Raw genomic sequence first — 13537 nt, 5'->3', positions numbered from 1 at the left:
GGGTTCGGCCGGCGGAGCCGTCTCTGCGGTCTCGCCCGCGGCGGGCTGCGGGTCCGCCGCGGGGGCGGGCGGGGTCGCCTCGTCCGGGGTCGTCTGCGATGGAGTCTCGGCCGTCTCCTCGGTGCCGGCCGGGATCTCCTCGGGGCCGGTCGAGCCGGGGGTGCTCTCGCTCACTGGGTCTCCACTCCTTCGATGATGACGGGGCTCGTGGGGGAGCCGTCGCCGGCCCCTCCCTCGACGCCCGCGTCAGCGACTGCCTGGACGGCGTCCAGGCCGGACGTGACGGTGCCGAGCACCGTGTACCCGCCCGCGGTGTCGGACGGGATGGTCGAATCCTGGTACACGACGAAGAACTGCGAGCCGATCGACTCGCCGTCGTCACCGCGGCGGGCCATCGCGATGGTCCCGGCGGGGTAGACGTCGTCCTCCGGGGCGTTCTCGATCGGGCCGTACGAGTAGCCGGGATCACCGGTCCCGGTCCCCGTGGGGTCGCCGCACTGCAGCACGTAGATGCCGGAGGTGGTGAGGCGGTGGCAGGCCGTGCCGTCGAAGTACCCCTGCGTCGCGAGCGACACGAAGCTCGCGACGGCCTGCGGGGCGGCAGCCCCGTCGAGCTCGACGACGACCTGCGAGTCGCCCGCCCCCGTGCACAGGTCGAGCGTCGCGGTCCACGTGCGGCCCTCGGCGGCCGAGGGGTCGGGCCGGTCGCCGCCGGAGCGTGCGCCGTACTCCGCGGGCGGGCAGTCTCCGGCGGCCTGCGGCGTCGAGGAGGCCGCAGGGCCCGCGACGCCGCCGAGGTTCGCGACGACGAACCCGCCGCCCACCAGCGCGAGGATCGCCACGATCGCCACGATCGCGAACGTCCGCTGCCGCCGGGCGCGCGCCTGCGCCTGCCGCTGCTCCCACTTCTCCTGCCGCTTGCGGGCGTACTCCCGCTCGCGCTTGGTGGCCGCCAACTCGCGGACCTCCTCGACTCGTCCCCGTCGCCGCACGGGAAGTTCCGCGCGCGGGGGACAGTCTAGGGCGCGGGACGCAGGTCACATCCGCAGGGCGGTCGCGGCCGTGGTCCATGCCGTGGTCCGTGCCGTGGTCCGTGCCGTGGCCCATGACGTGACCCTGACGCCGCCGCCGGCCGCTAGCGTGGCGCCGTGCAGATCCTCGTCGTCGTCGCCCCCGTTTTCGCCACCAACTGCTGCGTCGTGGTCGCCGGCGCTGACGGCCGGGACGCCGACTGCGTGGTCGTCGACGCCGGGGCGGGCGTGGCGCCCGAGGTCGAGCGCCTGGTCGCCGAGCGTGGCCTGGTCCCGCGCGCCGTCGTCGCGACCCACGGGCACGTGGACCACACCTGGGACGCGGCGGCGCTCTGCGAGAGGTACGACGTGCCGCTGCGCATCCACCCGGCCGACGCCTACCGGCTGGCCGACCCGTTCGGCACGCTGGGCCTCGCCGCGGTGCGCGACGGCGGCGACCCGGGGGTGAGCGGCGCCCTCGCGCAGGCGCTCGCGGCCACGGGTCGGCGGGCCGAGGACTACCGTGCGCCCGTCGCCGTCGAGCCGCTCGACGTCGGCCCGGGCGGCGAGGGCGAGCTCGTCGCGGGCGCGGTGCGGCTGCGGACGCTGCACGCGCCGGGGCACACCGAGGGCTCGACGCTCCTCGTCGCCCAGGAGGCCGGCGTGGTCCTCGCGGGGGACGTCCTGTTCGCGGGCGGGGTGGGCCGCACCGACCTGCCGGGCGGCGACGCCGCGACGATGGCGCGCACGCTGCGCGACGTCGTGGGTCGGCTCGACCCGGGCCTCGGCGTCGTGCCCGGGCACGGCCCGACCACCAGCGTCGACCGGGAGCTGGCGACCAACCCCTACCTTCGCTGACCCCGTGCTGGTCCCGTGCCGGTCCCGTGCCGGCCCCGTCCCGCCCGTGCTGGGACAGGGTCCCGCGACGGCTCCGCCGTCTGGGAAGATGAGGCCCATGGCACGCCCCACCCCGCTCTCCGGCTTCCCTGAATGGCTCCCCGACGGCCGCGTCGTCGAGCAGCACGTCCTCGACACGCTGCGGCGCACGTTCGAGCTGCACGGGTTCGCCGGCATCGAGACGCGGGCGGTGGAGCCGCTCGACCAGCTGCTGCGCAAGGGCGAGACCTCCAAGGAGGTCTACGTGCTGCGCAGGCTGCAGGAGGAGGGCGACGCCCCGGGCGACCGCGCGGAGAAGCAGCTCGGCCTGCACTTCGACCTCACCGTCCCGTTCGCGCGCTACGTGCTCGAGAACGCCGGCCGGCTCGCCTTCCCGTTCAAGCGCTACCAGATCCAGAAGGTGTGGCGGGGCGAACGTCCCCAGGACGGCCGCTTCCGTGAGTTCGTCCAGGCCGACATCGACGTCGTCGGCGCGGGCGAGCTGCCCTATCACTACGAGGTCGAGCTCCCGCTGGTGATGGCCGCGGCGCTCGGCGCCCTGCGCGACGTCGGGGTGCCCGAGGTCCGCATCCTCGTGAACAACCGCAAGGTGGCCGAGGGGTTCTACCGCGGGCTGGGCCTCGACGACGTCGAGGGCGTGCTGCGCCAGGTCGACAAGCTCGACAAGATCGGTCCCGACGCCGTCGCGGAGCTGCTGCAGGCGGAGCAGGACGCCACGCCCGAGCAGGCCAAGGCATGCCTCGAGCTCGCCGCGATCTCGGGCACGGACACGACCGTGGTGGACCGGGTCCGGGCGCTGGCCGCGTCCTACGACGCGGTCACGGAGCTGCTCGAGACGGGCCTGGGGGAGCTCGCCGCGCTGATCGAGGCGGCCGCGCGCCGCGCGCCCGGCGTCGTCGTCGCCGACCTGAAGATCGCACGCGGCCTCGACTACTACACCGGGTCCGTCTACGAGACCGTGCTGGTGGGACACGAGCAGCTCGGCTCGATCTGCTCGGGCGGGCGCTACGACACCCTCGCCTCCGACGGCAAGAACACCTACCCGGGCGTCGGTCTGTCGATCGGTGTCTCCCGCCTGGTCTCCCGGCTCCTGTCCGCGGGGCTGGTCGGCGCGACGCGCGGCGTGCCCACGGCCGTGCTGGTCGCGGTCACGGACGAGGCGCACCGCGACCGGTCCGACGCCGTCGCCGCGGCCCTGCGCGCGCGCGGCGTCCCCGCGGACGTCGCACCGACGGCGGCGAAGTTCGGCAAGCAGATCAAGGTCGCCGACCGGCGCGGCATCCCGTTCGTGTGGTTCCCGGCGCAGCCCGGCGAGGACGGCACGGAGCCGGACGCGCTGGCCGGCGAGGTCAAGGACATCCGCTCGGGCGAGCAGCTGGACGCCGACGCCGCGTCGTGGGAGCCGCCCGCGGAGGACCTGTTCCCGCGCGTGGTCCCGGGCGCGGGGGGGTGAGGCTCAGGCCTCGATGAGCGCGACGACGTTGCGCGCCGGGTCCCGGAACCAGCCGATGGTCGGGCCCTGGCGCGGGTCGGCGCTGCGCACGACGCCGTCGGCGTCCTGCGCGAACCCCGGGTAGCGCACCAGGTCGACGCCGGCGGCGTGCAGGTCCGCCGCCGCAGCGACGACGTCGGGCACGACGAGGTTGAGCACGGTGTGGCTCGCCGGCTCGTGGGCCTCGCCCTTCGGGTACACGAAGACCGCCGTGCCGCCGGTGACGTCCAGCTCGAGCCCCATGGACGTACGCGTCACGCGCAGCCCCACGACGTCCCGGTAGAACGACTCGACGGCGTCGAGGTCGTCGACGGAGAAGCTGCTGAAGCCGCGCTGCACGGTGATCACGGGTACTCCTCGGGTCGGGAAGCGGCCGGCGGCGACCGGCCTGAGGGGTGGACCCCGCGCCCGGGCGGAACTGATCGGGGGACCTCCCGCGGGGGTTGTCCCCCGAACACCCTGAGGCGCCCCTGAGATTCACCCTGATCTCGCTGCTGACCTGGCCGGACGGCGCCCGGGGAACGGTACGGTGACCGCCGTGAGCATCTACGTGGTCCTGTCCCGCAGCAGCACCGTCCTGTCGCGGACGATCCGCCTCGCGACGCGGGACGAGTACACGCACGCGGCGCTGGCGCTCGACGCCGACCTCGAGCTCATGTTCAGCTTCGGGCGCCGCCGCGCGTCCAACCCGTTCGTCGGCTGCTTCAAGCGCGAGCGGCTCGACGACGACCTGTACCGGGGGATGGACCGGCTGCCGGGCGTCGTCCTCGAGGTCCCCGTGACACCCCGCCAGCGGGACGCCGTGGGCGCGCGCGTCGCGGAGTTCCTCCTCGACAGCCACACGTACGCGTACAACGCCCCGGGCCTCGTGACCGGGCTGCTCGGCCGGGGGTCCGAGGACGACCGGCGGTTCTTCTGCTCCGAGTTCGTCTATCACGTGCTACGCGACGCCGGGGTGTGCGACCTGGGCGTCCCGCGCTGGAAGGTGCGACCGCAGACGCTGCTGGCGGTGCCGGCCACCGTCGTCTACCGCGGGGACCTCAAGCGCTACCGGCCGTCGGACCTCGCCGCGGCGCCGGTCCCGGCGCTCACGCTCCAGGGGGCGGACGGGCTGTTCGCCACGTCGCGGTCGGGGGTCTCGCTGGCGCTGTGACCGGGCCGCGCGCCCGGGACCTGTCCAGGGCGTGCCCAGGGCGTCGTGCGACGCTGGGGCCCATGCCGAGCCGAGTCTTCCTGCACGTGGGTGCGCCCAAGTCCGGCACCACCTACCTGCAGTCGCGTCTCCACGCGAACCGCCGTGACCTGCGACGGCACGGGGTGCTGTACCCGAGCGGTCCGCTGGGGGATCCGCGGCTGCACTACTTCGCCGCGCTGGACGTCACGGGGGCGCGCCACGGCATCGACCCGCGGCGCCTGGACGGGGCGTGGGACCGCCTGGTGCGCCAGGTGCGGCGGGCGCGGGGCGACGTCGTCGTCAGCCACGAGCTGCTGGCGAGAGCGGACCCGGACCAGGCGGCCCGGGCGCTCGCGGACCTGGCCGCGACCGGCGCGGAGGTCCACGTGGTCCTCACCGCCCGAGACCTCGCGCGCGAGCTCGCGAGCGGATGGCAGGAGACGCTGAAGTTCGGCTCGAGGACGACGCTGCGCGCCTCCCTCGACCGCGCCAGGGCGGGTCGGTCCGCGTTCCTGAGGTCCTTGGACCCGACCCACGTGCTGCCCGTGTGGGCCGCGGGCCTCCCCGCGCCGCGCGTCCACGTCGTGACGGCCCCGCCGGCGGGCGGCGCCAGGGACGCGCTCTGGCTCCGGTTCCTGGACGCGATCGACGTCGACCCCGGATGGGCGCCGCGGGACGCCGAGCGGTCGAACGCCTCGGTCGGGGCGCCCGAGGCCCAGGTGCTGCGCGGGCTCAACCGTCGGCTCGGCGACGAGGTGCGGCGCGGCGGCGCCCTCTCGCCGATCGTGGACGGCATCGTCGCCGGCGACGCGCTCGCCCCGCGGCGGTCCACCCCCGTCGCCCTGGGGCCCGACGACCATCCGTGGGTGGCGGACCTCAGCGAGACCTGGGTCGCCTGGCTGCGCGACCAGGACGTCACCGTGCACGGCGACCTGGACGACCTGCTGCCGGTGGCGCCGGGGGACGACTGGGCCGACCCCGACAGACCCGGGCCGCGCGAGGTGACCGCGGCCGCCCTGGACACGGTCGTCGTGCTGCTCGCCGAGCTGGCCGGCCGCCCGCTGCCGTGGGGCGAGCGGGGCCGCCGGGCGCTCGCGCGGCTCCGCCGGTGACAGGGGCCGGCCGGGCCTGGACAATCGATCGAACATCTGTTCGAATGATCGCGTGAGATGGGAAGGTCAGACTGTCGGCGCGGACGACGGTGCCCTGCCGGGGCTCGAACGGTCCGCCCTGGGGCGGCTCGGCCTCGTGCGCACGGTGCGGACGCCGGAGTTCGCCGACGTGACCTTCCACGAGGTGCTCGCCAAGAGCGCGCTGTCCAAGGTGCCCGCCGCTTCGAAGATGCCGTTCGGGTGGACCGTCAACCCGTACCGGGGATGCAGTCATGCGTGCAGATACTGCTTCGCCCGCCCCACCCACGAGTACCTCGACCTGGACGCCGGCCGTGACTTCGACTCCCAGGTCGTGGTGAAGACGAACGTGGCCGAGGTGCTGCGCGCCGAGCTGGCGCGGCCGTCGTGGACGCGGGAGCCGGTGGCGATGGGCACCAACACCGACCCGTACCAGCGGGCCGAGGGCCGGTATCGCCTGATGCCCGGCATCGTCGGAGCGCTCGCTGACTCGGGCACGCCGTTCTCGATCCTCACCAAGGGCGCGCTGCTGCGTCGCGACCTGCCCCTGATCGCCGACGCGGCGCAGCGCGTGGAGGTCGGGCTCGGCGTCTCCCTCGGCTTCGCCGACTCGCCCGCCGACGAGGAGCTGCAGCAGTCGGTCGAGCCGGGGACGCCGACACCACGCGCGCGCCTCGACCTGATCCGCGCGGTGCGGGCGGCGGGCCTGCCCTGCGGCGTCATGGTGGCCCCGGTGCTGCCGTGGCTGACCGACTCCCGCGACCACCTGCGCCGCCTGCTGGACGCCGTCGCGGACGCCGGCGCCACGGGAGTCACCGTGGTGCCTCTGCACCTCAAGCCCGGAACCCGCGAGTGGTACCTGCAGTGGCTGGAGCGCGAGCACCCGCGTGCCATCGCCGGCTACGGGCGCGTCTACGCCCGCGGCACCTACGCGCTCGAGGCCTACCGGCAGTGGCTCTGGGACCGGGTGGAGCCCCTCCTCACCGAGCGCGGCTTCCGCTCGTCCGGGCACCGCTCGCGCTCGGGCGCGACGGGGCGGTTCCCGGACGACCTGAAGCCGCACGACGAGGGCGACTACCCGGCCGGGGCGCTCGCGGGGATGCCGCGCGACGGCGGCGGGCTCCAGGTGGCCGGCACGGGCGTCGAGCAGGTGCTCTTCTGAGGGGTGGTGCTCTTCTGGGGCACAGACGGGCTCAGCGCAGGAACGAGAACCACAGCACGAACAGGCACAGCAGGAACATGCCCGTGGCGTTGACGAAGAAGTTGCGGCCGAAGTCCCGCGCCCGGACGTGGAACGTCAGGGCGAGCACGAAGTACACGACCAGGCAGACGGCGGTCACGAGCCCGAGGTAGGGGATCCAGATCCCCGCGACGAGCCCGGCCGCGGCGGCGGCCTTGATCCACGGCATCGCCCACCACCAGCGCTCCGGGAAGTTCACGTCCCGGAAGCACTGCGCGATGAACGCCACCGGCTTCACGCACAGGAGCGCGTCGCCCGCGGAGACGAACGCGAGCACGAGCACGGGCCAGACGGGGTCGGGCAACGTCGCCATGGGGTCGACGCTACGGCCCGCCGGGCGGGCGTGCGGTGGGTGTGACCAGGCTCTCAGGCGCCCTCGACCAGCCGGGCGGGGAACCCGCCGGTCGCGACGGGGCCCCACCGCTCCACCGTGATGCGCACGACGCTCTTGCCCTGACGCAGCATCGCCTCCCGGTACTCGTCCCAGTCCGGGTGCTCTGTCCCGGCGGCGGCCCGGTAGTACTCGACCAGCGGCTCCACCGAGTCCGGCACGTCGATCACCTCGGCCGTGCCGTCCACCTGCACCCAGGCGTCGTCGAAGTCGTCGCCGAGGGCCAGGAACGACGCCCGCGGGTCGCGCCGCAGGTTCACGGCCTTCGCGCGGTCCGGGTACGTCGAGACCACGACCCGGCCGGCGGCGTCCACGCCGAACGTCACCGGGCTCAGCTGCGGCGAGCCGTCCCGCCGGGTGGTGACGAGGACGCCGTGGTGGCGCGCCCGCAGCACCTCCAGCAGCTCGTCGCGGTCGACGGTGGTCGTGGTGGCGATCCGTGGCGCCATGGGAATCTCCTCGCGGAAGGGGTTCGGCCACCGACTAGACTCGCACGGGCGCCTCGCGCGTCCGCGCGTCGCCACCGGCGACGCCGTCCCCACCCCGTTCGAAAGGAACACTCCGTGCTCCGCACCCACACGGCCGGCTCACTGCGGGCCGAGCACATCGGTCAGACCGTCACCCTCACGGGGTGGGTCGATCGGCGCCGGGATCACGGGGGAGTGGCCTTCATCGACCTGCGCGACGCGTCCGGCATCGCGCAGGTCGTCATCCGCGACGAGGCGGTGGCGCACCCGCTCCGCTCCGAGTTCGTGCTCCAGGTGACGGGCGTGGTCGGTCGCCGGCCCGAGGGCAACGCCAACCCGAACCTCGCCACCGGGGAGATCGAGGTCGTGGCGAAGGACGTCGTGGTGCTCAACGAGTCCGCGCCGCTGCCCTTCCAGGTCTCGACGGCGCTCGCGGACACCGAGGTGATCGGCGAGGAGGCGCGCCTCAAGCACCGCTACCTCGACATCCGCCGCCCCGCGCCGGCGCACGCCCTGCGGCTGCGCGCCAAGGCGAACCAGGCCGCCCGTCGCGTGCTCGACGAGCACGACTTCGTCGAGGTCGAGACGCCCACGCTGACCCGCTCGACGCCCGAGGGCGCGCGCGACTTCCTGGTGCCCGCGCGCCTGGCGCCCGGTTCCTGGTACGCGCTGCCGCAGAGCCCCCAGCTGTTCAAGCAGCTGCTCATGGTCGGCGGGCTGGAGCGCTACTACCAGATCGCCCGCTGCTACCGCGACGAGGACTTCCGCGCCGACCGCCAGCCGGAGTTCACGCAGCTGGACGTCGAGCTGAGCTTCGTCGACCAGGACGACGTCATCGCGCTCGCCGAGCAGGTCCTGGTCGCCCTGTGGAAGCTCGTCGACGTCGAGATCCCCACGCCGATCGCCCGCATGACCTACGCGGAGGCCATGCGCCTGTACGGCACGGACAAGCCCGACCTGCGCTTCGGCAACCCCCTCGTCGAGCTCACGGACTACTTCGCCGAGACGCCGTTCCGCGTCTTCCAGGCCGAGTACGTGGGCGCCGTCGTGATGGCCGGGGGCGCGTCGCAGCCGCGCCGGCAGTTCGACGCCTGGCAGGACTGGGCCAAGCAGCGCGGCGCCAAGGGCCTCGCGTACGTCACCTACGGCGAGGACGGCACGCTGGGCGGCCCGGTCGCCAAGAACCTGTCGGACGCCGAGCGCGAGGGCCTCGCGGCCGCCACCGGCGCGCAGCCGGGCGACGCCGTGTTCTTCGCGGCCGGCAGGACCGCCGAGGCGCGTGCGCTGCTCGGCGCGGCCCGCCTGGAGATCGCGCACCGCACCGGTCAGGTCGACGAGGACGCCTGGGCGTTCGTCTGGGTGGTGGACGCGCCGCTGTTCAAGCCCACGGGCGAGGACGACGACGTGGACCTGGGCCACTCGGCCTGGACGGCCGTGCACCACGCGTTCACGTCGCCCAAGCCGGAGTGGATCGACAGCTTCGAGTCCGACCCGGGCAACGCGCTCGCCTACGCCTACGACATCGTCTGCAACGGCAACGAGATCGGCGGCGGCTCCATCCGTATCCACCGCCGCGACGTGCAGGAGCGCGTGTTCGACGTCATGGGCATCGGCCCCGCGGAGGCGCAGGAGAAGTTCGGCTTCCTCCTCGACGCGTTCAAGTTCGGCGCCCCGCCGCACGGCGGCATCGCGTTCGGCTGGGACCGCATCGTCGCGCTGCTGACGAAGTCGGCGTCGATCCGCGACGTCATCGCGTTCCCGAAGTCGGGCGGCGGCTACGACCCGCTCACCGAGGCCCCGGCCCCGATCACGCCGGAGCAGCGCAAGGAGGCGGGCGTCGACGCCGTCCCGCAGGACGAGGCTGCCCCGGCCGCGGGGGCGTGACGCTCGCTCTCGACGGGCACGGCCTCGCCCCGGTCACCGACGTGGCCGGGGCGAGGCTGCCCGACCGCTGGGCCCTGCACCCGGTGGTCGTCGCCGAGCACGCCTTCCACGGGTGGGACGCCAGCCACGTCTGGTGGGACGACGACGCCCTGCTCGTGCGCCTGCGGTGGCGCGAGCGCACGGACGGCGAGCGGCCCTTCGCGGTCGAGGCGGACGCCGCGGGCACGAGCCTCCTCGGCGTCGGGACGGCCGACGGCGCGGCACGGCTCCTCCTGCGGGCTCGCACCGACCTGCGGTCGCAGGGCGACGCGCTGCGCGTGCGGCGCGCGTCGCTGCCGCGCGGGACCCACGCCGCCCTGGCCGTCCAGGCTCTCCGTGCCGGTGCCGCGCCGGAGCCCTTCGACCGGCAGCCCTCCGGCGCGTGGGACTGGTTCGGCACCACCGCGGCGCCCGGCGCCCAGCCGGGCGAGGATCGGGTCGCCGAGCTCGACGGCCCCCACGCCCGCGACGAGCTCGCCCGTGCGCTCGCCGTCGCGAACCCCCACGGCGAGCTGCCGCCGGACGAGCCACGGTCGCGCTGGTGGGGCTGGCGCGACGACGCCGGCGTGCTGCGGGGCGTCGCGGGCGCGTCCCGGCGGGTCCCCGGCCAGCCGTGGGTGCTCGGCTCGATCGGGACCGACCCCGCGTGGCGCGGTCGCGGGATCGCGGCCGCGGTGACCGCCGCCGCCACCCGAGCCGGTCTCCACGAGGTCGCCCTGGTGACCCTCGGCATGTACGCGGACAACGACGCGGCGCGCCGCGTCTACCTCCGCCTGGGCTACGTCGTCGCGCAGCGGTTCGAGAGCTGGCGGCCCTGACCGGGCGCACCCCGCCGGTTCGCTCCCGACCTGCCCGACGGCCCGCGCCGTGCGCTGCTCACGCCGTGCCCGACGCCGGTGACCCCGGCCGCCGCGCGTCGGCGAGGTAGCCGTCCGGCCGCACCAGCAGGGTCGCGTCGCGACCGTCGGCGCGTCGCACGTGGACCCGCTCGCCGGCGTCGAGCTCGCCGGGCGCCCTGGGCACGTCCTCCGGTGGGCCCGCCTCGGGGCCGACGAGGACGAACCGCCCCGCGCGCAGCGCCTCCGCGAGGCGCGGCCCCGCGGGTCCGGGCACCAGCGGCAGGTCCGGCACGCGGCTCCCGGCCGCCGGGTGCGCGCCGGGCGGGGCGGGGTACCGCACGCCGAGGGCGGAGACCGACGCGGCGGCGCGTCGGCGGGCTGCCGCGACCCGCGACAGCAGGGTGGCACCGATGGCGCGCAGGACGGCGGCCGTGGGCCCCGGACGCGTGGCGAGCCGCAGCATCGTGCCGCTGGTGCGCAGCACCTGGGTCCCGACGGGGTGGCGCTCGGCCGCGTACCCGTCCACCAGGTCGTCGTCGGCGCCGCGGACGACGGCGGCGAGGCGCCAGGACAGGTTCGCGGCGTCCTGCAGGCCGGTGTTCATGCCGAGCCCGCCCGCCGGGCTGTGCACGTGCGCGGCATCGCCCGCGAGCAGCACGCGCCCGGCCCGGTAGCGGGTCGCCTGGCGCTCGTCGGCCGCGAAGCGGGTGCCGAACCGCAGCTCGGCCATCCCGTGGTCGTCGCCGAGCGTCGCCCGTGCGAGGGTGCGCACCTCGTCGAGGTCCACGGGCCCGTCTGCGCCGTGGTCGAGGGCCTCGTCCCAGCCGATGAACCGGTACCAGTCGTCCCCGAACGGGGCGAGGAAGCCCAGCGCACCGCCGGCCGACGCGACGGTGAGCGCGTCCTCGGGCGGACGGGCCAGGCGGACGTCCGCGAGCACCATGGCGCGGATGACGGTCGCGCCGGGAAAGGCGATGCCCGTGGCCCGCCGCACGGTCGACCGGACGCCGTCGGTGCCGACCACCCACGGTGCGCGAAGTCGCACGGGTGCCTCCGGCGCGCCGCCGCCCTCCTCGACCGCCACCACCGTGGCGCCGTCGTCGTCCTGGGTGACGTCGGTGACGCGCAGCCCGTGCCGGAACTCCGCGCCGGCGTCCTCCGCCCGGCGGCGCAGCAGGCGCTCCACCTCGTACTGCGGGGTCACGAGCACGAACGGGAACCGGCCCGGCAGCGCGTCGAGGCGGACGTCGACGCGACCGAACACGCGGATCCGGCGCACCCGGCGTCCGGTCTCCAGGAGCTCGTCGGCCAGCCCGCGTGCGTCGAGCACCTCGAGGCTGCGGGCGTGCACGGCGAACGCGCGGGTGAGGTTGCTGAGTCCGGCCGGGCGCCTCTCGACCACCACGACCCGCGCGCCCGCGCGGGCCAGGTCCCCGGCCAGGAGCAGTCCCGTGGGCCCGGCCCCGACGACCACGACGTCGGCGTCCATGCGGCCCACCCTAGGGCGGGTCACGTCACAGCCGCAGGGTGGCCCCGCGCGCCCGGTCCGTGGGTGGGGCTCCGTAGGCTGAGGTGCATGGACCTGTTCGACGCCGCGCTCACCGGCACCCGCGGCACGCCGGCGACCGGCCGCACCGGCCCGAGCGCCCCTCTCGCCGTGCGCATGCGCCCGGCCGCCCTCGACGAGGTCGCGGGCCAGGCGCACCTGCTCGTGCCGGGCTCGCCGCTGCGCCGGCTCGTGGAGCCGGACGACGAGTCGGCCCGCCGGGCCGCCCCGGGATCCGTGATCCTGTGGGGGCCTCCCGGCGTGGGGAAGACGACCCTCGCGTACCTGGTCGCGACGGTCTCCGGCCGGCGCTTCGTCGAGCTCTCCGCGGTCACCGCCGGTGTGAAGGAGGTGCGCCAGGTCGTCGAGGACGCCCGCCGGCGCCTCGCCACGGGCGGCGAGGAGACCGTGCTCTTCATCGACGAGGTGCACCGCTTCTCCAAGACGCAGCAGGACGCGCTGCTGCCGAGCGTCGAGAACCGGTGGGTGACGCTGGTGGCGGCCACCACGGAGAACCCGTCGTTCTCGGTCAACTCCCCGCTGCTGAGCCGATCCCTGCTGCTCACGCTCAAGCCGCTCACCACCGACGACGTCCGCGCCCTCGTGCGCCGCGCCGTCGCGGACGAGCGCGGTCTGGACGGCGCCGTCGAGCTGGCGGACGACGCGGAGGACCAGCTCGTGCGCATGGCGGGCGGGGACGCGCGCAAGGCCCTGACCATCCTGGAGGCGGCCGCCGGCGCGGCCCTGGCCGACGCCACCCCCGGGCGTGACCCCGGGGACCCGGTCGCCGTGGACCTCGACACGGTCGAGCGGGCCGTCGACGTCGCCGCCGTGCGGTACGACCGTGACGGCGACCAGCACTACGACGTGGTCTCCGCGTTCATCAAGTCGATCCGGGGCTCGGACGTGGACGCCTCCCTGCACTACCTGGCGCGCATGGTGGCCGCGGGCGAGGACCCGCGGTTCATCGCCCGACGCCTGGTGATCTCCGCGGCGGAGGACGTCGGCATGGCCGACCCGTCCGCCCTGCAGACCGCCGTCGCGGCCGCGCAGGCCGTCCAGCTCATCGGGATGCCCGAGGGACGGATCGTCCTCGCGGAGGCGGTCGTGCACCTGGCCACCGCGCCGAAGTCGAACCGGGCGTACCAGGGGATCGACGCCGCGCTGGCGGACGTCCGCGCGGGCGAGGTGGGCGTCGTGCCGCCGCACCTGCGCGACGCGCACTACGCGGGCGCCGAGGGCCTCGGCCACGGCAAGGGATACCGGTACGCGCACGACGCGCCGCACGCCATCGCGGCCCAGCAGTACCTCCCCGACGAGCTCGCCGGTCGGCGCTACTACGACCCGAGCGACCGGGGCTTCGAGAAGCAGGTCACCGACCGGGTGGCGCGGATCCGGCAGATCCTCGACGACGCCTGACGCGCCCTG

General features: G+C 75.3%; 13 protein-coding genes. 8 read left to right on the top strand and 5 right to left on the bottom strand.

What is annotated here, in order from left to right; all coding sequences use genetic code 11:
• Positions 1-170: 170 nt before the first annotated feature.
• The gene (locus ACFQ8Y_RS05700; protein WP_430584878.1) at positions 171-956 is read right to left on the bottom strand and encodes a peptidylprolyl isomerase; all 786 of its coding nucleotides are present in this window, start codon (positions 954-956) and stop codon (positions 171-173) included.
• A 192-nt stretch (positions 957-1148) separates the two neighbouring features.
• Here ACFQ8Y_RS05700 and ACFQ8Y_RS05695 point away from each other — a divergent pair, with 192 nt between their 5' ends.
• Entirely contained in the window at positions 1149-1868 is a 720-nt protein-coding gene (locus tag ACFQ8Y_RS05695; RefSeq protein ID WP_430584877.1) for an MBL fold metallo-hydrolase, read from the top strand.
• Between the two features lie 97 nt (positions 1869-1965).
• A complete protein-coding gene (hisS, locus tag ACFQ8Y_RS05690; RefSeq protein WP_430584876.1) occupies positions 1966-3360 on the top strand; it encodes a histidine--tRNA ligase in 1395 nt (464 codons plus the stop codon).
• A 3-nt stretch (positions 3361-3363) separates the two neighbouring features.
• Here the strand turns inward: hisS and ACFQ8Y_RS05685 are convergent, their stop codons facing one another.
• Positions 3364-3747, bottom strand: a complete 384-nt coding sequence (locus ACFQ8Y_RS05685; protein ID WP_430551225.1) for a VOC family protein — start codon at positions 3745-3747, stop codon at positions 3364-3366.
• Between the two features lie 190 nt (positions 3748-3937).
• On the opposite strand from ACFQ8Y_RS05685, the gene ACFQ8Y_RS05680 reads away from it, so the two are divergent.
• From ACFQ8Y_RS05680 to ACFQ8Y_RS05670, 3 genes are all read left to right on the top strand, one after another.
• Positions 3938-4552, top strand: a complete 615-nt coding sequence (locus tag ACFQ8Y_RS05680) for a hypothetical protein (protein WP_430584875.1) — start codon at positions 3938-3940, stop codon at positions 4550-4552.
• Positions 4553-4614: 62 nt separating this feature from the next.
• Entirely contained in the window at positions 4615-5685 is a 1071-nt protein-coding gene (locus ACFQ8Y_RS05675) for a hypothetical protein (RefSeq protein WP_430584874.1), read from the top strand.
• A gap of 52 nt (positions 5686-5737) precedes the next feature.
• Positions 5738-6865 carry an Rv2578c family radical SAM protein gene (locus ACFQ8Y_RS05670; protein ID WP_430584873.1) on the top strand — a complete coding sequence of 376 codons (1128 nt, stop codon included), beginning with the start codon at positions 5738-5740 and terminating at the stop codon, positions 6863-6865.
• 31 nt (positions 6866-6896) lie between these two features.
• Here ACFQ8Y_RS05670 and ACFQ8Y_RS05665 read toward each other — a convergent pair whose 3' ends face one another.
• Both ACFQ8Y_RS05665 and ACFQ8Y_RS05660 read right to left on the bottom strand, forming a co-directional pair.
• On the bottom strand, positions 6897-7256 hold the full coding sequence (locus ACFQ8Y_RS05665; protein WP_430584872.1) for a DoxX family protein: 360 nt from the start codon (positions 7254-7256) through the stop codon (positions 6897-6899).
• A gap of 53 nt (positions 7257-7309) precedes the next feature.
• On the bottom strand, positions 7310-7783 hold the full coding sequence (locus ACFQ8Y_RS05660) for a PPOX class F420-dependent oxidoreductase (RefSeq protein ID WP_430584871.1): 474 nt from the start codon (positions 7781-7783) through the stop codon (positions 7310-7312).
• A gap of 114 nt (positions 7784-7897) precedes the next feature.
• Here ACFQ8Y_RS05660 and aspS point away from each other — a divergent pair, with 114 nt between their 5' ends.
• Positions 7898-9685: an aspartate--tRNA ligase gene (gene aspS, locus ACFQ8Y_RS05655; protein WP_430584870.1), complete on the top strand. Its 1788-nt coding sequence runs from the start codon at positions 7898-7900 to the stop codon at positions 9683-9685.
• Complete coding sequence (locus tag ACFQ8Y_RS05650) at positions 9682-10542, top strand: GNAT family N-acetyltransferase (protein ID WP_430584869.1); 861 nt, start codon at positions 9682-9684, stop codon at positions 10540-10542. The genes aspS and ACFQ8Y_RS05650 overlap by 4 nt, the downstream gene beginning before the upstream one ends.
• Positions 10543-10600: 58 nt before the next feature.
• Here the strand turns inward: ACFQ8Y_RS05650 and ACFQ8Y_RS05645 are convergent, their stop codons facing one another.
• Entirely contained in the window at positions 10601-12061 is a 1461-nt protein-coding gene (locus ACFQ8Y_RS05645) for an FAD-dependent oxidoreductase (RefSeq protein WP_430562336.1), read from the bottom strand.
• Positions 12062-12139: 78 nt separating this feature from the next.
• Here ACFQ8Y_RS05645 and ACFQ8Y_RS05640 point away from each other — a divergent pair, with 78 nt between their 5' ends.
• Complete coding sequence (locus ACFQ8Y_RS05640; protein WP_430584868.1) at positions 12140-13528, top strand: replication-associated recombination protein A; 1389 nt, start codon at positions 12140-12142, stop codon at positions 13526-13528.
• Positions 13529-13537: the final 9 nt, after the last annotated feature.

Source organism: Isoptericola sp. NPDC056605 (assembly GCF_042792795.1).
Taxonomy (GTDB): domain Bacteria; phylum Actinomycetota; class Actinomycetes; order Actinomycetales; family Cellulomonadaceae; genus Isoptericola.
Note: the sequence above shows the minus strand (reverse complement) of the source record. Positions and strands in the feature narration are given on the sequence as shown.

Coding starts and splice junctions, on each gene's coding strand:
- hisS (WP_430584876.1), top strand. CDS start 1,966: ATGGCACGCCCCACCCCGCTCTCCGGCTTCCCTGAATGGCTCCCCGAC.
- ACFQ8Y_RS05675 (WP_430584874.1), top strand. CDS start 4,615: ATGCCGAGCCGAGTCTTCCTGCACGTGGGTGCGCCCAAGTCCGGCACC.
- ACFQ8Y_RS05665 (WP_430584872.1), bottom strand. CDS start 7,256: ATGGCGACGTTGCCCGACCCCGTCTGGCCCGTGCTCGTGCTCGCGTTC.
- ACFQ8Y_RS05660 (WP_430584871.1), bottom strand. CDS start 7,783: ATGGCGCCACGGATCGCCACCACGACCACCGTCGACCGCGACGAGCTG.
- ACFQ8Y_RS05640 (WP_430584868.1), top strand. CDS start 12,140: ATGGACCTGTTCGACGCCGCGCTCACCGGCACCCGCGGCACGCCGGCG.